Raw genomic sequence first — 16,678 nt, forward strand, 5'->3', positions numbered from 1 at the left:
GGCCGCCCCTTCCTGGGGCGGCCCGCACCGCCTGTCCGTCCCGGTAACGGGTACGCCCACCGGCAGGGACCCGGAGCCGGATCACGTAGGCCCGCGTCCGCTCACGTACGCGGTGAGGCGATGGCGCGCGCGGCGGTGACCTCCCGCCGCAGCGGACACAGCACGCTGTCGTCCTCGACGGCGGAGAACTCGGGCCGGAACTCCCGCAGCACCGCGCTGGTCCGCAGATTCCCGGAGAGCGCGAGCAGCTCGCCCACCACCTCCGCGACCTCCTCCGTACGCGGCGGGTCCGCCCCGTGCCGTACCCGTACCCGCGCGCCGGTGGTCGCGTCCGCGATCCGCTCGACCGCGACGACCAGCGGCCACCAGGCCGCCGCGTGCCGCCCGGTGGGCGGCGGTTCGGTGAGCGCCCGCTGGAACTCGGTGCGGATGGCCGACAGGTCCCGGTACAGCCGCCGCCGTTCCCGGGCCCGTGCCACATGGTCCGAGTCGGGGGCGAACGCGCAGGTGATGTACGCGGCGGTGTCGTCGACGGCGTCGGCGAGCCGGTCACCGACCCGGGTGTGCCAGCTCTCCGGCCACAGCAGGTATCCGGCGACCAGGGCGATCGCGCAGCCCATCAGACTGTCGAGCAGCCGGGGGACGAGCAGCCCGACGCCCTCACGGTTGAGGATGTCGGACAGCAGCAGGATCACCGGGGTGATGGCGGCGGTCTGGTAGCCGTAGCCCCGGGCGGAGAACACCGGGACGAGCGCGCCGAGCACCAGCATCACCGGCACGTCCCACCAGCCGCGCGGCACCTGCGCGAGGACGGCCGCGGCGGCGACGAGCCCGACGACGGTGCCGCCCGCGCGCAGCACGGCCCGCGAGAACACCGAGCCGAAGTCGGGCTTCATGACGAAGGTGATGGTGAGCGCCACCCAGTACGAACGCGGTACGGGCACCAGCGAGACCAGGGCCTGCGCCAGCCCGATGCACAGGGCGAGCCGCAGCCCGTACCGCCAGGAGGCGCCGGACAGCAGGGCCGCGTGGGCGGTGGCGCGGGCCCGCGCGCCGAGGGCGGCGGGCCGGCCGAGCCGGTCCTCCAGGTCGCCGGGCCCGAGGTCGCGGCGGGCGACGACGTCGGCGGCGTGCGCGACGGCCTGTGCGGCGACGCGCGCGGCGGGCGAGTCGTGCGCGACGGGGTCCGGCCGTCCGGCCTCGGCGCGGCCCGAGGCGATGGCGTCGGCGAGGGTGCGCACGGCGGCCGGGATCGCGGGCGGCAGCGGGGTCGCCCACTGGTCGGCGGCGGGCGCGGACTCGGCGATGGGGGTGATGGCGTTGAGGGTGGCGACCAGCCGCACCAGGTCCGGCCCCCGGCCGTGGTAGCGGGCGCGATGGGCGAGGACGAGGTCGTACGCGCGGTTGAGGCTGGTCGTCAGCGCGACCCGGGTCTCCGGATAGCGCTCCGTACCGGCGGCTTCGAGCAGATCGGCGGCGGCGCGGTACGCGGCGGCGACCGCGGCGCGTTCGGGCACCTGGGCGCGCAGCGGCCAGGCGAGCAGCCCGAGGACGAGGACGAGCAGCCCGCCGCCCGCGAGCAGCGCGGGCGCCACCCACCAGGCCCCGGGCATGGGCAGTCCGGCGCCCACCACGGCGTTCAGCAGCAGCAGGAGTCCCGATACGGAGGCCACCGCGCCGATGCTGGACATCATCCCGGACACCAGCGCGACCCCGGTGACCACGCCGACGGCGACCCATCCGTGCCCGTACACCGCGGCCCCGACGGTCACCCCGACCGCCCCGAACAGCTGCGGCACGGCGATGTTGAGCACCCGCATCCGGTAGGCGTCGGCGGTGTCGCCGATGACCCCCGACAGTGCTCCTATCGCCGCGAGCGCCCCGTACTCGGGCCGCCCCACGGCCAGCCCGACGGCAAGCGGCACGACCAGCGCGACCGCGGCCCGCACGACCGCCGCCCACGGCACCGCGACAGGCTCCGACCGCACGGCCCCGACAAGCCAGGCGGGCGGCGCGAAACGGCTGCTGGATGAGGCCATGACGGCATTCTCCGCCATGGCGGGGCGCGTGCGGCGGTACGGCCGGGGCAGGTCCCGCCGGGGCGTCACGCTCCGCCGGGCCGGAGTTCACCCCCGCCGGTTCCGCGCCGAGAGGATGAGACCGTCGAAGTCGACGGGGCGCCAGCGGTCGCGGCCCGCTGTGCGTACGGCCCAGCCCTGTTCGTTCGTCGCGGGCTCGACCCGGACGACCTGGTGGTGACGCGCCGGCAGTACCCACCGCAGGTCTGGGCCGCCCTGCTCCGACGGCACGGCTTCGTGAACCTCGACGCACAGGCGGTCGCCGCCCCCGAACCGGACGGCCGGGCCACGCTGCTGGTCCGGGGCGAACGGCCCGCGTATCGCGTACACCGGCACGCCCCACGCTGAGCACGCCCAGGAACCCACTCCCCCGAGTGAACGTGTGGCCGGGCTCAGCGAACGCCGGGCCGGGGACCGTCAGCCCAAGGACACTGGCCCTCCCGTAGAGAGCGTGAGGAGGCCCGGAGTTGGCGAAGTCGTTCACCACCACCATCGGCGGCAGCAAGGTCGAGCTGCCCGGCACGATCCGTACCATCCGTGAAGCGCTGGCTCCGGAGCTGGTCGACGCCTTCATCGAGGACGTGGAGGACGCCGGGCCGGACGAGGTCCCCGGAGTTCTGGCCCGATGGGCGCTGCGTACGCCTCAAGCCCATGACCCGGGTGAGGAAGAGCAAGTCGCCCGCATCCTCGACGGGGATACCTCAGGCCTCGTCTACGCGGACGAGGGCGACGAGTGCGGGAGCGCCGGGTGAGCTTCCGGATCGCCTGTAGGGACGACCTGCAACTCCGCCCCAACTCATAGCCTTTGCACCATGGCGACATCCGCAGAGCCCAAGTACCAGGGCCTGATCTTCGACTTCTTCGGAGTCCTGACCTTCAACATGGTCGAAGTGATCTCGTACTTCGAGGACCGGGAGGGGCTCGCGAGGGGAACCTTCCTTCGCGGCTGGGCCGATCCACGAGGACAGGAGCTCTTCCGGCGGCTGGAACTCGGGGAGATCACCCAGACCAACTGGAACACCGGCTTCGCCGCCCTGATCGGCGTCGCGCCTGACGACCTGATGGCCAGGTATCTTCACGACGCCTTCCCGGCCCACCACGTGCTGAAGGTGGCGCGGCAGGCACGGGCCGCCGGGATCAGGACGGCTGTGGTGTCGAACAGTCTCGGACGGGAGCCGTACGACCCCTACGCGGGTTTCGACCTGGAGCGCTCCTTCGACGCGGTGGTGCTCTCCGAGGAGCACGGAGTGCGCAAGCCGGACGCCGCCATCTTCCGCCTGGCGCTCGACGAACTCGGTGTGCCGGCCGAGCGGTGTCTGTTCGTCGACGACAGCGAACAGAACCTCGCCGCCGCCCACCGGCTCGGCATCACACCGCTGCTGGCGCTGGACGAGGTGGTTGCGGCCCGACGCCTCCGCGAATTGCTCGGGCTGACCGACGAGTAGGAACCCGTGTACGGACCCGCTTCCGTCGCACGCCGCACGGTGCCCGGTCCCGTTGGTGTGGTCGTGTGCGCGGCACCCGTACGCGGCATGGCGGATCGGTGCGCTCGGCGGAAGGATCACTTCATGAGGATTCTGGTACTGGGCGGAACGTGGTTCCTGGGCAGGGCTGTCGCCGTGGCGGCGGTAGACCGCGGCTGGGACGTGTCCGTGTTCAACCGGGGCAGGTCGGGAAGCACCCCGGACGGCACACGGGCGATTCAGGGGGATCGGACGAACGTCCACGACTTGGCGAAGCTGGCAGGGCGCGGCCCGTGGGACGCGGTGATCGACACGTCGACGTCCGAGCTCGCGCCTCGCGATGTACTGGCCGGAGCACACGCCCTGCAACCCGTTGCGGACCGGTACGTCTACGTCTCCACGGTCAGCGCCTACCAGGGCTGGCCCGCCGAAGCGCTCACCGAGTCATCAGTCCTGCTGGACGCCCCCGCCGATGCCGACGCCGACTTCGGACGGCTTCCGGACGGCTGGAAAGGGCCGGACCTGCACTACGGCCGTCAGAAGGCCGGGGCCGAGCGGGCGTCCGTGGCGGCGTTCGGCCCCGACCGGGTCTCGGTCCTGCGCCCCGGGGTGATCCTCGGACCCGGGGAGTACGTGGGCCGTCTGCCCTGGTGGCTGCGCCGTGCCGAGCGGGGCGGCGCGATCCTGGCACCAGGTGAGCCGGGCCGGACCATCCAGCCCGTCGATGTCCGCGACGTGGCCGCCTTCGCGCTCGACCAGGCTGCGGCGACGACCGGCGGCGCCTACAACGTGACGGCGCCGATCGGCCGGGAGACGATGGGCGGCTTCCTCGAAGCGTGCCTGGAAGTCACCGCCGGTGACGGGCACCTCGTGTGGACGCCCGACGACGTGCTGGAGGCCGCGGCGGTTCGGCAGTGGACGGAGCTCCCGCTGTGGCGCACGCAGGCCGGGGTGTGGAACATCGAGTCGTCCCGAGCGCGGGAGGCCGGGTTCGCGTGCCGACCGCTGTCCGAGACCGTCCGCGACACCTGGCGATGGCTGAGCGAAGGCGGAACACCGGTCGCGCACCCCCGGTGGGCCAAGCACGGCATCGACCCGGTGAAAGAGGCGGAGATCCTGGCCCGGTCGTAACGGTGTGCCCTCACGAGCCGCACCCGTGCCCGCCCCACGTGCGGCGAAGGGCTTTCAAGCCGCCCGCAGCGGCCTGATCATCGAGGCGAACACCGGGGAGTCCGGGAAGGGCTGCTGCTCGCCGAACTTCGTGTATCCCCACGCCTCGTACACGGCCTGGACGGCACCCTCCCCGGCGGCGGGGTCGACCAGCAGGGTCACGCGTTCCTCGGTACGCCGGTCCAGCCACGCCTGATGGATCTGCCGCGCGACACCACGGCCACGCCACTGCTTCCGTACGACGATCTCGTTGAGGGCGGCCGTACGGGAACCCGTCTCGTCCGTCGACCCCGGAGGCACCGGCGTCGTCATGGAACGCCACCAACGGGTGTCCGGCCCGAGCGGCATACCGAACGCGAATCCCACCGGGACATCCCCTTCATGGCCGACGACCGCGGACCATCCCGGGCGGGACGCGTAAGCGGTCAGCCGTTCGTCGAACCGGTCCACGGTGTGGAAGGGGCCCGTGAGACCGAAGTCCCGGTGCCGCACCTCGGCGTGGATGTCGAGGATGGTCTGCCTGACCTCGGGCAGGGTCTCGGCCGAGTAGTGCGTGAGGTCGATCATCGGGTTCCTCTCCATGAGCTTCATGAGCTCCATGAGCTGGCTGCGGCTACGGCTACGGCTACGGCTACGGCTACGGCTACGGCTACGGAAGGGTGCGGAGCATGACGGCGAACAACGGCGAGTCGGCGAACGGTCGCCGCTCCCCGACCTTCCGGTAACCCCACCGCTCGTACAACGCCTGGACCTTGGGGTGTTCGGAATCCACCGACAGCACGGCCAGCGACTCCGTCCGCCCCACGAGCAAGGCGTCATGGAGGCGCGCGGACAGCCCGGTCCCGCGCCACCTCGCGCCGACAGCGAGTTCGGACACGCCGTAGGTGGCGGTTTGCCCGGTCGGCGGCTCGGTGTGGCCGCGCCACCATTCACGCCCGTCGGCCAGCGGAGCGCCGTACACGAAGCCCGCCGGTGCCTCACCGTCGTACGCGATGACGCAGGTGAAGCCGGGGCTGCCCGTCCAGTGGTCCACGAACCAGGGGAACCGTGCCGTGAAGGGGTCTCCGGGGTCGCTCTCCGGGAGGGCGGCGTGGATGTCGATGAGGGTCTGCCGGATGGCGGCCCGGTCGGCGTGTGTGTAGTGGCGCAGGGTGATCGCGCTCAAGGTCAGCTTCCTTTCGCGTTCATCAGCTCGGTCCAGTCGCGGGCCTGCACGGACGTCGGAGCACGGCGCACGAGCTCGCGTCGGTAGTCGCCCAAGGCCGTGCGCATACGTGCGGGCAGCGGTGTGCCGTCCATGATGTCGAAGACGGACGCGGCCGTCGTGTAGGAGAGTTCCACGTCGTCTTGTTGTAGTTGCGCGGTGGCCATCCGTGTGGTGATGAGGCCACGGTTGCGGCGGAATCGGGGCGGGAGTGCGGCGAGGGCCTGATGGGCTGACGCTTCGGCCTCCTCGGGAGCACCCAGTTCGAAATGCACAACCGCGCTGAGCGCCCAGAGTTCGGCGGAGCCGTAGAAGTCGAGCCATGAGGGCCGGGGCGCGTCGAGCGTGGAGGCGGTCTTGGTCAGGGATTCGCCAGCCCGACCGAGTTGGCGCAAGGCTGACTGCTTGTCTCCCGCGCCCGCATGGGCAACGGCAGAACGCGCATGTGCGAGAGAGGCGAGCAACGGATCCCGCCTCGCGACAAGGGCTTGAGCTGCCTCAGCAGCCGCTATCGCGTCGGCGTGCCGAGATTGGCGGAACGAGACCATCGACATCACGTTCCACACGGAGAGCTGCGCGTAGTGGTCCTGCGACATGCCCGCCAACACGGTAGCTCGGGCCAGGTGCGAGTGGGCACGGTCGAAGTCACGGGAGTCGAAGCATGCCCAGGCCGCGCGAGTGGTGTATTCGGCGCCGATGCCATGGAGCCGCTTGCGGATGCGCTGTGTGGCACTGCGCTCTTGGAGTCCGAGTGCCCGCTGTGCACCGGCAATAGCGGCGTCCTCCAAGGACTTGTGGCCGCCTCGACGGTCATCCATCAGAGTGAGGTGGTCCAGGTCCTGGCGTAGGCGCTGCACATCGGAAATGCCGACCTGGGAACTGGCCAGTACGGGTGGCGCAGGAGCGGTCGGACCCCCGCTCGTCGGCGCTGAGGACATGTCGGGTAGCGCCGCGCCTGCGGTGATGGCTGCGGCTGCGGTGGTGAACCGGCGTCGCTTCACAGATCCCTCCACGAAGGCTTGGCGGACGAGTACCGCCGACCTGGGTGGGGGCTTCTGGAAGCCCAGTTCGGCGAGTTCACATCCGAATTCTTCTTCGAGTGCGCGCCTTTGTCTCGCCTGCGGCCACCGCGTTTTTCCAGTCAACCAGTTCCGGATATGGCGGTCCTGGAGGGTCCCGTACCTCCCGGTGAAGCCTTCGATGCGCTTGTTCAGCGATTCTGCGAGCTCGTGTTGCCTCATGCCACGCGCTTCCATACGGGCGGCGAGTAAGTGGTTCCGCGACATGCACACACCGTAGCCATCCCGTCACAACAGCGAAGACCGTTCTGGCAAGAATTGCCGGTCAGCGGACGCCCGGCGTCCCGCCGTATTGCCTGTCGAACTCCGTTGTCCGCTCGTTGAATTGGCACACCCACTCCCAGAGCCGCCCGGTCGGCTCACGCCAGGAAGGGCAGCCATGGGCCTGACCCGATCTCCCGCCGGAACCGCGGCACTGAACAACGACGAGTGGTCGATGACCTACGCGATGGTGCCGCGCGTCGTGTCGCTGGCGCGGCGTCACACCCAGCGGTTCGTGGAACGGGTCGGCTGGAAGGGTGACGCGGATGTGGCGGTGCTCGTGGTGTCCGAGCTCGTGACGAACGCCGTCCGTTACGCACGGGTCCCAGGCCGTGCCCTGACGCTTCGGCTCCGCGTCCAGGAGTGCGGCGGCCTCCTCGTGGACGTGTCCGATCCGCTGCCCGACTTCCCGTGCTTCGACGAGGACACCACCCGCGCGGACGACGAGGGCGGCCGGGGGCTGCCGCTGGTCCGTCTGCTCTCCGAGCTGTCCTGGCGCCCCGACCCGGACGGTCGCGGGAAGACGGTCCGCGCGTGCTTGCCACCGTCCCCCGGGTGACAGATCCCGCTCCGGCCGGACCCATGACCGCGATCCCGTGTCACGACACGTCCCGGCGACGGGGCGGGCCCAGCCGGGCTGCTCCAACCGAACTTCCAGGAAGAACGATGACGACCACGAGGCTCTGCGACGACTGCCAAACCACCATCCGATGGTGGCACCACCCCTGCGTGCGCCGGATCAACTTCTCCGCCTCCGGGCCCGGAAGCCGCTCCTATATGCACCGGTCCTGCGCCGAGTACTGGGCGATCTCCTGTGCCGCGTGCGTGCGGGCACGGATCTTCGGCAGGCCCGAGCAGGAGCACCGCTGCTACGACACCACCCGGGTGCCGAGGTTCTTGCCCCGGAGCCGCCTCTGCCCGTGTTCCTGCCGGACCGGCCGCCGCTGGACGGGCGGAAGGCGGCGGCACTCCTGAACACCTTGCTGCCCCCTATGCCGGTCAGGAACTGGATCGAGGCCGAGACCGATATGCCCCTCACCGACGCCACCGCCACGGCCACCGCCGACGAACTCGTAGGAGCGACCCCGTGACCACCCATCCCGAACCCGAGGCCCGGATGCGGGCGCTGGCCGCCGATCTCGTACGCGACGGCTCCATCCGTTCACCGGAGTGGGAGAGCGTCTTCGCCTCCGTGCCGCGTCATCACTTCGTGCCCCGGTGGTACGAGGCGGCCACCGATCCACGGGGCATCACCGTATGGAACGAGCGCGACGACACCGACCGTGAGGCATGCCTGAGGACGGTCTACAGCGATGCCACGCTCGTCACCGGCCTCGAACCCGGTACGTCCGAGCGGGTCGGTGACCGGGCCTGGACCGGGGTGGCCACCTCGTCCAGCACCCAGCCCGGACTCATGGCCGGGATGCTCGAAGACCTGCGGGTCGGTGACGGTCATCGGGTCCTGGAGATCGGTACCGGCACCGGGTACAACGCCGCGCTGCTGTCCGCCCGGCTGGGCGACCATCTCGTCCATTCCATGGACATCGCCCCTGAGCTGGTGGAAACGGCGGGCCGACGACTTGCGGCGCTCGGCTTCCGTCCCGCGCTGGCCCATGGGGACGGGCGTGCCGGGTTCCCCGGGGGTGGCGGTTTCGACCGGATCATCGCCACCTGCTCGGTCCCCCGGCTGCCGGACGCCTGGATCGGGCAGCTCCTCCCCGGCGGGTCGATCCTGAGCGACCTCGATCTCGGCATCGCGGGCGGCCTGATGCGCTTCACCCCCGAGGAGGACGGAACCGTGCTCGGTCGCTTCACCGTGACCACCGGACAGTTCATGCCGGCCCGCGCCGATGCCCTCTCGTACGGACAGGCCCCCCGGGTTCCCTACGCCCCGGACTCGGGGAAGCGGCCCTCACGCGTCACCGCCGACGCCATCCGGGGCGCCTATCCGTTCCGGCTGCTGCTGGCCTTCGCCCTGCCCCGCGCGGAGCTCGTCCATCACACCGACGACGACGGCACCTGGTCCGTCCAGCTCCAGACCTCCGAAGGGGCCTGGGCCCGGGTGCCCCTCGGCGGGGAGTCGTACGTCACCGAGGGCGGTGACGGTGCGCTGTGGCGGGAGGCCGAGGCCACCTGGAGCTGGTGGAACGAGCAGGGGCGGCCCGGCCTCGACCGCTTCGCCGTCGTCCGGAAGCCCGACGGACGGATGCACGCCCGCTGTCTGTCCACACAGGCACGCTGGGACCTGGGTACCTGACGCGCGAGGGACCCCGAGGTACCGGTCGCTCCGAAGTCCGACCGGGCCCGGGAACGGTGCACTTCAGAACTGTCGAGGGGGCGCTTGTGGCACGTCTGGTGCTGTGGGACATCGATCACACGCTGATCGCGACGGGCGGTGTGGGCCGTGAGCTGTCGGCTGCGGCGTTCGAACAGGTGCTGGGCATCCCGATGCGGGAACAGGCGACGGTCGACGGCCTGACCGAAGCTGTCATCTTCCGGGAGACCGCCCGGTTGCACGGCGTGGACAGCGACCGGGCCATGTTCGAGCGGTTCGCGGCTGCCCTGGCCGAGGAGCACGTCCGGCGCGCCTCGGACCTGCGCGAGCGGGGGCACGCCCTCCCCGGGGCTGCGGAGGCCCTCGCCGCGCTCGCTGCGGCGGGGGTTCGGCAGACCGTCGTCACAGGGAACGTACGAGCCGTCGCCGGGATCAAGCTCGCCGTCTTCGGACTGGATCGGCACATCGACTGGGCCGTCGGAGCCTACGGGGAGGATGCCGACCTGCGGCCCGCGCTGGTGCGTATCGCCTTGGCACGCGCCGAGGCTTCCCCGGTCGACGCGGTCGTGATCGGAGACACTCCCGCCGATATGGCGGGGGCCCGCGCCAACGGGGTCCCGGTGATCGGTGTGGCGACCGGCCGCTCCGACCCACGGTCTCTTCAGCGCTCCGGAGCCGACACGGTGCTCATGGGCCTGGACGACACCGACGGCCTCGTGGAGCTGGTGCTCGGTACCGGGTGACACGTCCGGGCCGGGGTGGTCTCGGCTGTTACGTTCGACGGGTGCGTCCTCGCGGGACGTGGCCGCGTCCCGGGCGGGCGTGTGGCGAGCGGTGAGGAGCGGGACGTATGCGGGTGGACCACTGTGGTGACGGCCCCTACGACGGTGCGGGGTCGGTCGCGTGATGGCGCGGAGCAAGCTCATCCAGGAGCTTCGGCGGGACGGCTCCGCCCATACCGCCGCGACCGCCGCCGCGCTCGTCGAGGACTACGCCCATCAGCTCGCCGTCGAACTGCGGGACACCGGGCACCGGGAGGCCGCCGACCTCATCGACCCCCGCGCGGGACAGTGCGTGTGCGGGGCGCCCTCCGGCGACGACCAGGAGAGCGCGGAGATGCGCCGGTACTGGCAGCACTCCCGGTCGTGCTCCCTGGGGGAGTGACCCCGGCGCCCACCCCCGACGCCCACCCCGACGCAGTCCCCCGTACCCGCCCCGACATCCGCCTCGGCGCCCGCCCCGACACGCCTCCGGTACGCCCCCGGTTCGGACCGCGCCGGGCAGGTCCGCCCATCTGCCCGAGGAGACCCACCCGCCCCGGGCGGCCCACCTGGCCCGGGGAGACCCACCCGCCCCGGGGCGGGCCTTGGGCGCCGGTCACACCAGGCGGCGGATCTCTCCCCGGACGCGGTAGAAGCCGCCGCTGGACGGGTGGAGCGCGTCGACCACGTAGCGGGCGCCCGGCTCGCGTATGCCGCGCGGGAACTGGACGTTCCAGTCGGAGTCGTAGCCGTCCGAGACGACATGGACGCGGACCCGCGAGCCCTGCTGGACGCACTCCACGACGATGCCGCCCGCCGGGGCGACGCTGACCGTGGCCAGGGCGGTGGGCGACGCGGCGGGCGTGTAGGTGGGCAGGGCGGCGGCGGACTTGATGTCACGGGCGACGGGCACCGTGCCGTGCTGGGCGGCGGCGATCGCCGCGTCCGTGGCGTCCACGCACACCAGCGAGCCGTCGGTGGTGACCATGTACAGCCGCTCGTCCAGGTACTGCATCGACAGGGCCGAACCGCTGCCCGTGCCCAGCTTCCACAGCCGGTTGCCCGCCGCGTCGAAGCAGTACACCGACGACGACGAGTCGCCCGCGAAGACATACGCGCCGCCGGGGGCCGTGGCGCAGGAGTACACCGAGGCGTCGCAGCGGTAGGTGGCGAGGATCTTGCCGGAGTCCTTGGACAGCCGCTGCACGACGTTGCGTGAGGTGCCCGCGTACACCTCGTCGTCCTCCTGCCAGCCGAAGAGGACCCCGCCCTGGGTCGGGGTGTGCCACAACTCGCCGGTGCCGTTGGCCGCGTACGCCGTGACGCCCTTCTGGTGGCCGTGGTAGACGCCCCGGCTGTCGGCGCGGACCATCCATCCGTAGTCGCCGGAGGACTTGCGGGACCACTGGTGCTCGTCCTCGTGGTCGATGACGGTCAGCCCGCCCTTGGCGTCGGAGACATCGAGAACGCCCTCGTGGATGTCCAGCCAGAAGATGTCCACATCGGGGGTGATCGTGTACGCGCCGTACGGCAGCTTCGAGGACAGGTCGTACACCGTGCCGTCGTCGCAGCCCGCGTAGATCCAGAAGTCGTCGGCGACCAGGCACTTGACCCCGTCGGGCAGGGAGTAGCGGGCGAGGACCTCGCCGCCGTGACTGAGCGTGTAGACATCGCCCGACTGGTTGCCCACCCAGCAGCGGTCCTCCGCGATGTGGATGCCGAACGCCGCCGACCCGGTGCGGAACCGCCACAGCACCGGGGCGACCGAACGCGCCGTCGACGGGGCCGAGGTGACCTGGCGGCGGGTCACCGCACGGGCCGCGCGACCGCCCCGCACCGCCGGGGCGTACCCCTTGCGGACCTTCTCGCCGAGCTTCTTGGCCGCCGCGGCATGCGCCTTCTCGACCGTGGGGAACGACGACACCTGGGTCTGTCCGTCGGCGCCGATCCTGCCGTAACGCACCGAGACGACCGTCCCGTCGACGGTCACCTCGTAGAACTTGTGGGCGCCCGCGCCCTCCTGCGACAGCTCCAGATACGTCGTCGAAAGCGACATGACAGACCCCTCCCCCAGGACGGAACGGACGATTCCTGTACGCCTGTTCCCACTGCCAAGAACACTAAGGGTCACCACTGACAGCCGCCCAGCCCCCTCCCGCCACCTGTGGATAACTCCGCACAACGGTTCCCACCGTTCCTCAGCGGCCCGGCCCGACCGGCGACCTGTGGACAACCTGCCCGCGCGTCCGGCATGGCCGCGCCCCCGCCCCCCGTAACCGCCCCGCCCCCCGTGACCAGCGCCCCCGTACCCCGTAACCGCCCCGCGCCCTACGTACCGCCCTACTCCCCGGCCGACGACTCCGCAGGCGCCACATCCGGTACCGCCACCGGGACCGACCCCCCGGCGAGGGACCGCGCGCCCGCGACGCCCACCAGGGACGCCGCCACCGCCTGCCGCACCGGGATCAGCGGGGGCGCGCCGTCCTCCACGGTCGCCCGGAACGCCGTGAGCAGCAGCGCCGTGCCCTCCGCCGCGCGTTCCACGGTCCGTCCGCCGAGGGTCAGCGGCGGCGGTACGCGTTCCTCGTCACGTACCGTCGCGGCGGCGCCGGGAGGCGCGGTCCAGCTCTCGCCCCGTACCCGTACCGACCACGCGCGTGCGCCCGGCGCGCGCACCGACTCCGCGAGCCCGCGGGTGCCCCGGACGCCCACCCAGCTCCAGTGGCTGTCCGGTTCGCCCTGGAGGAAGCCGTGCCGGGTGACGGCGAGGGCGCCGCTGGACAGCCGTACGGTCATGACGACCGCCGCGCGGGGGTCGGCCTCGTCCACGGTGAACGCGGAGACCTCGACGGGCCACGCGCCGGTGAGCGCGAGGACGGGGGAGAGGGTGTGCGTGCAGTACGCGGTCGGTGCGAGACGGCCCCGCCAGTGGTCCGGGTCGCCGATCAGCGCGTCGACCGCTTCCGGCGCCATGCCGTGCAGGTAGTCCGCCTCGATCAGCGAGATCCGGCCCACCTCACCGGCGTCGACGGCCGCGCGGATCAGCCGGACATGCGGGTGCAGGACGTAGTTCTCGGCGAACGAGTAGGTGGCCGTGGAGCGTTCCGCCGCCGCGATCAGCCGCCGCCCCTCCGCCTCGTCCGCGCACGCCGCAGACTCCGACAGGACGTGGACGCCGTGCTCCAGGAAGGTGACGGCGAGCGGCGCGTGCGCGTAGAAGTCGTTGGCCAGGACCACCGCGTCCAGGCCGAGGTCCAGCAGGTCCTCCCAGCGGGCGGTGCTCAGCGCGTCCGGCAGCGTTTCCCGGGCGGCGGCCCGCCGTGCCTCGTCCCGGTCGCAGACGGCGACCACGTCCATGCCCACCCGGCGGCACCAGTCCGCCAGGTGGAGCCCCATCATCCCGAGTCCGACGATCCCTGTGCGCATACCCATACGGGCAGCGTCACACGGGTGCGGGGGGCGACCGCAACTCCTTTACGCCGTAAGGCTGTTCGCCTACGACTGCTCTCGTACGACTGCTCTCGTACGGCCGTTCCCGGGTGGCCGTTCCCGGGTGGCCGGCACGCGGCCGGTCGGCCCTACTCCGCCCGCGCCGCCCCCGGGGTCTCGTGCAGGGTGAGGTCGACGACGACCGTGCGGTGGTCGGTGTCGCCCAGGTCCAGGAAGCGGGCGCCGCTCGCGGCGAACTCCTCCGACACCAGGACGTGGTCGATCTGCGCGCCGATGAGCCGGGCGGTCGACGCGGGCCAGGTCGCGGTGCGGGAGGCGTCCGCGATCCGGGCGCCGTCGCGCAGCCCGGTGTCGAGGAGGCGGCGGAACGCGGCGTGGTCCTGGGTGGCGTTGAAGTCGCCCGCGACGATCGTGGGACCGTCCCCGGCGGCGGCGAAGTCGTGCAGCGCGTCGAGTTCGCGCCGCCAGGTGCCGAGTTCACCAGGCAGCGGGGGCATGGGGTGGGCGAGCTGGAGCCGGACCGGACGGCCCTTGACCTCGGCCACCGCGCCGGGCATGCCGAGCGTGCTGCCGGGGATGCCGCCGGTGCGGCGCAGCGGGGTGCGGCTGAGGATCGCGGAACCCGCGGCGCCGTACTCCTCGACGGCCGAGCTGTGCGGGTAGTCGCCGCCGAGCTTTCCGCGCAGCGCCGCGAGGCAGCCCGGGTCGCACTCCTGGACGAAGAGGAGGTCGGGGCGTTCCCGGCCGGCCGCCTTGATCAGGGCGTCCGTCGCGCCGCCGTACTCGACGTTGGACGTCATGACCCTGAGCCGGGCGAGCGCTTGGCCCGCCGGGTCGGAGACCTTGCCGTACGGCTCGGTGTACCAGGCGACCGCGCCGAGTGCGAGGACGCCCCACACCAGTCCGGTGCGCCAGCGCGCGAGCACCGCGAGCAGTAGGGCGAGCGCGGTCGGCGCGAGCAGCCAGGGCAGGAACGCGAGGAGCTGCGGTACGGGGGTGACCCCGTCCACGTCCGCGATCCGGCAGCCCATCACGACGCTGACACCGAGGAGCAGCAGCCCCGCGAACCAGGCCCCGGCGCCTGCCCGACGGCGCCCTTCGTACGGCGGGAGCCCGGGGAAGGTGCTCCCGTCGCTCCGTGTGGCCGTGGCCATGTCCACCTTCGCCTTTCCCGCGTGTGCGGCGCGCCGCGGGTCCTGTGCGCCCCGTGCGCGCCTCCCGGGCAGGTTACGTACCGCCTGAATCCTCCCTCAAGGACGGCGGGACGTCGGTGACGGTTGCCCCCGCGGGCTCCCGGTGCGCGCGGCCGTCGGAGTCGACGGCGGGTTCCGGCAGGTCAGCGGGCCACGGCAAGGGCATCGGGGTGCCGATGGCGATGGCGTCGGGGTGGGGGACGGCGTGGGTTTCGGGATGGCTGACGGGGTGGTGCGCGGGGTCCGGTGCGGTGCCCTGGGTGGGGGCCTGGGTGGGGGCCTGGGCGGGGGCCTGTCCCCCGGTGGCGGTCCGGGCGCCGCGTACGCCCTCGAAGCGGCCCGCGGCCCATGCGGTGAGCGCCACGACGACACCGGCCGTGAGGATCACCCACGCGGCGGTGCGCAGTGAGCCGGTGAGCGCGTCGAACACGGCGCCCGCCGCCGCGCGGGACACATGCGGCGGCAGGTCCGCGAGGGTCACCTCCCGGCAGACGGCGATCCCGGCGGCGAGCACCGCCGCGCTCGCCGCCGCGCCGAGGGCGGTCGCGGTGACGGCGCGGCGGCGGACCGTCGCGAGCAGGATGCCGCCGAGGGCGAGCAGCACGGACACGGCGGGCAGCCAGACCCCCGCGAATTCGAGCATGTGGAACCCCTTCCGCAGGCGCTCCGGTTCCTCGCCCCGGAGCACGGTGACGACCGTGGGCTCGACCGGGATGCGCCCGGCGAACGGGACCCCGTCGTGGACGAGTCGCTCCTTGACCCGTTCGGTCACGGGAGCGAGGTCGATGGTGACGCTCTCGCCGTGCTGTTCGCGGACCGCGCGCATCACGACGTCGTGCGCCGCGCGGTTCGCGGCGTCCCAGCCGGCGCGGTACGCGTCGGTGCCGGTGAACGAGCCGACGGCGTCCCGGACGAACAGCCGGACCGTCCGCTCCTGGAGGGGGCCCCGGTCGACCTCGCGCATGATGCCCGCGGTGACGGCGTCCGCGAAGGCGTCCCGGACGCCCGGTTCGGTGGCCAGGGGGGCCATCGCCGCGGTGTACGCGTCGGGGTCGCCTATTTCGAGGCGTGCCCAGGTCGCCAGCGCGCCGAGGGGCAGCAGGGCGCAGGCCGTGGCGGTCAGCGTGGCGGCGAGGGCGCCGCGGGCTGTTGTTCGGGGCACGGTTCCACGGAAGTCCTCCGGACGGGTGGGCGCGAGTGGGGTGCGTCGTTCGGGGGGTTCCGGGCCCCGATGGACGCATCTGGCACGCGGGGGCGTGCGGCTCGTGCTAATCGCTTCCGCGGGGGTGTCGGTTTTCGTCGTCCGTCGTCCGTCGTCCGTCGTCCGTTGTCCCTGTCCCTTGTCCGTGCGGGTGCGTGGTGCCTTGCGGCACGGCACTGGGGTTTGTCCGGGTGCACGTATTCACGGCTGTGCGGGTCGCTCGTGGGTGCGCAGTTCCTCGCGCCCCTGGATGCTGCCCCAGCCGGTTGTCCGTCGGGTGCGGGGCGGCCCTCGTCTTTGCGCAGTTCCCCGCGCCCCTTCGGGGTCGCCTCGGGTGCACGTATTCACGGCCGTGCGGGTCGGCCGCGCCCCTGGATGCTGCCTCAGCCGGTCGTCCGTCGGGTGCGGGGCGGCCCTCGTCTCTTGCGCAGTTCCCCGCGCCCCTTCGGGGTCGCCTCAGGTGCACGTCCCCACGACCGTGCGGGTCGGCCGCGTACCTGGATGCTGCCCCAGCCGGTCGTCCGTCGGGTGCGGGGCGGCCCT

At 72.4% G+C, this 16,678-nt stretch carries 18 protein-coding genes; 9 read left to right on the forward strand and 9 right to left on the reverse strand.

Features of this window, described 5'->3' with window-relative positions:
* Positions 1–101 precede the first annotated feature (101 nt).
* Both OG711_RS19560 and OG711_RS19565 read right to left on the reverse strand, forming a co-directional pair.
* The gene (locus tag OG711_RS19560) at positions 102–2,039 is read right to left on the reverse strand and encodes an FUSC family protein (RefSeq protein ID WP_329559924.1); all 1,938 of its coding nucleotides are present in this window, start codon (positions 2,037–2,039) and stop codon (positions 102–104) included.
* 87 nt (positions 2,040–2,126) lie between these two features.
* Positions 2,127–2,309, reverse strand: coding sequence for a type I-E CRISPR-associated endoribonuclease Cas2 (locus OG711_RS19565; RefSeq protein WP_405648498.1), 183 nt, complete (start codon positions 2,307–2,309; stop codon positions 2,127–2,129).
* On the opposite strand from OG711_RS19565, the gene OG711_RS19570 reads away from it, so the two are divergent.
* From OG711_RS19570 to OG711_RS19585, 4 genes are all read left to right on the forward strand, one after another.
* The gene (locus OG711_RS19570) at positions 2,256–2,426 is read left to right on the forward strand and encodes a hypothetical protein (protein WP_329564270.1); all 171 of its coding nucleotides are present in this window, start codon (positions 2,256–2,258) and stop codon (positions 2,424–2,426) included. The two genes, OG711_RS19565 and OG711_RS19570, sit on opposite strands and share 54 nt — an antisense overlap.
* A gap of 119 nt (positions 2,427–2,545) precedes the next feature.
* Positions 2,546–2,830: a hypothetical protein gene (locus OG711_RS19575; protein ID WP_329559925.1), complete on the forward strand. Its 285-nt coding sequence runs from the start codon at positions 2,546–2,548 to the stop codon at positions 2,828–2,830.
* Positions 2,831–2,890: 60 nt separating this feature from the next.
* Positions 2,891–3,523 carry an HAD family hydrolase gene (locus OG711_RS19580; protein WP_329559926.1) on the forward strand — a complete coding sequence of 211 codons (633 nt, stop codon included), beginning with the start codon at positions 2,891–2,893 and terminating at the stop codon, positions 3,521–3,523.
* A gap of 123 nt (positions 3,524–3,646) precedes the next feature.
* On the forward strand, positions 3,647–4,672 hold the full coding sequence (locus tag OG711_RS19585; protein ID WP_329559927.1) for an NAD-dependent epimerase/dehydratase family protein: 1,026 nt from the start codon (positions 3,647–3,649) through the stop codon (positions 4,670–4,672).
* 54 nt (positions 4,673–4,726) lie between these two features.
* Here OG711_RS19585 and OG711_RS19590 read toward each other — a convergent pair whose 3' ends face one another.
* From OG711_RS19590 to OG711_RS19600, 3 genes are read right to left on the reverse strand one after another with little or no spacing between them, the layout of a single operon-like run.
* Positions 4,727–5,302, reverse strand: a complete 576-nt coding sequence (locus OG711_RS19590) for a GNAT family N-acetyltransferase (RefSeq protein WP_329559928.1) — start codon at positions 5,300–5,302, stop codon at positions 4,727–4,729.
* 58 nt (positions 5,303–5,360) lie between these two features.
* Complete coding sequence (locus OG711_RS19595; protein ID WP_405673798.1) at positions 5,361–5,876, reverse strand: GNAT family N-acetyltransferase; 516 nt, start codon at positions 5,874–5,876, stop codon at positions 5,361–5,363.
* A gap of 2 nt (positions 5,877–5,878) precedes the next feature.
* Positions 5,879–7,156, reverse strand: a complete 1,278-nt coding sequence (locus OG711_RS19600; RefSeq protein ID WP_329564272.1) for an XRE family transcriptional regulator — start codon at positions 7,154–7,156, stop codon at positions 5,879–5,881.
* A 217-nt stretch (positions 7,157–7,373) separates the two neighbouring features.
* Here OG711_RS19600 and OG711_RS19605 point away from each other — a divergent pair, with 217 nt between their 5' ends.
* From OG711_RS19605 to OG711_RS19625, 5 genes are all read left to right on the forward strand, one after another.
* Entirely contained in the window at positions 7,374–7,814 is a 441-nt protein-coding gene (locus OG711_RS19605; RefSeq protein ID WP_329559929.1) for an ATP-binding protein, read from the forward strand.
* 107 nt (positions 7,815–7,921) lie between these two features.
* Complete coding sequence (locus OG711_RS19610) at positions 7,922–8,230, forward strand: hypothetical protein (RefSeq protein ID WP_329559930.1); 309 nt, start codon at positions 7,922–7,924, stop codon at positions 8,228–8,230.
* Positions 8,231–8,342: 112 nt separating this feature from the next.
* On the forward strand, positions 8,343–9,512 hold the full coding sequence (locus OG711_RS19615) for a methyltransferase domain-containing protein (RefSeq protein WP_329559931.1): 1,170 nt from the start codon (positions 8,343–8,345) through the stop codon (positions 9,510–9,512).
* A gap of 86 nt (positions 9,513–9,598) precedes the next feature.
* A complete protein-coding gene (locus tag OG711_RS19620) occupies positions 9,599–10,273 on the forward strand; it encodes an HAD family hydrolase (RefSeq protein ID WP_329559932.1) in 675 nt (224 codons plus the stop codon).
* Between the two features lie 163 nt (positions 10,274–10,436).
* The gene (locus OG711_RS19625; RefSeq protein WP_329559933.1) at positions 10,437–10,694 is read left to right on the forward strand and encodes a hypothetical protein; all 258 of its coding nucleotides are present in this window, start codon (positions 10,437–10,439) and stop codon (positions 10,692–10,694) included.
* A 213-nt stretch (positions 10,695–10,907) separates the two neighbouring features.
* Here OG711_RS19625 and OG711_RS19630 read toward each other — a convergent pair whose 3' ends face one another.
* From OG711_RS19630 to OG711_RS19645, 4 genes are all read right to left on the reverse strand, one after another.
* Positions 10,908–12,347 carry a WGR domain-containing protein gene (locus tag OG711_RS19630; RefSeq protein WP_073782808.1) on the reverse strand — a complete coding sequence of 480 codons (1,440 nt, stop codon included), beginning with the start codon at positions 12,345–12,347 and terminating at the stop codon, positions 10,908–10,910.
* Between the two features lie 284 nt (positions 12,348–12,631).
* Positions 12,632–13,723 (reverse strand): Gfo/Idh/MocA family protein, encoded by a 1,092-nt coding sequence (locus OG711_RS19635; RefSeq protein WP_329559934.1) that lies wholly within the window; start codon positions 13,721–13,723, stop codon positions 12,632–12,634.
* Between the two features lie 146 nt (positions 13,724–13,869).
* Entirely contained in the window at positions 13,870–14,895 is a 1,026-nt protein-coding gene (locus OG711_RS19640) for an endonuclease/exonuclease/phosphatase family protein (protein ID WP_329559935.1), read from the reverse strand.
* 73 nt (positions 14,896–14,968) lie between these two features.
* The gene (locus OG711_RS19645; RefSeq protein ID WP_073782804.1) at positions 14,969–16,096 is read right to left on the reverse strand and encodes a hypothetical protein; all 1,128 of its coding nucleotides are present in this window, start codon (positions 16,094–16,096) and stop codon (positions 14,969–14,971) included.
* Positions 16,097–16,678: the final 582 nt, after the last annotated feature.

This window comes from Streptomyces uncialis, from assembly GCF_036250755.1.
Classification (GTDB): Bacteria; Actinomycetota; Actinomycetes; order Streptomycetales; family Streptomycetaceae; genus Streptomyces; species Streptomyces uncialis.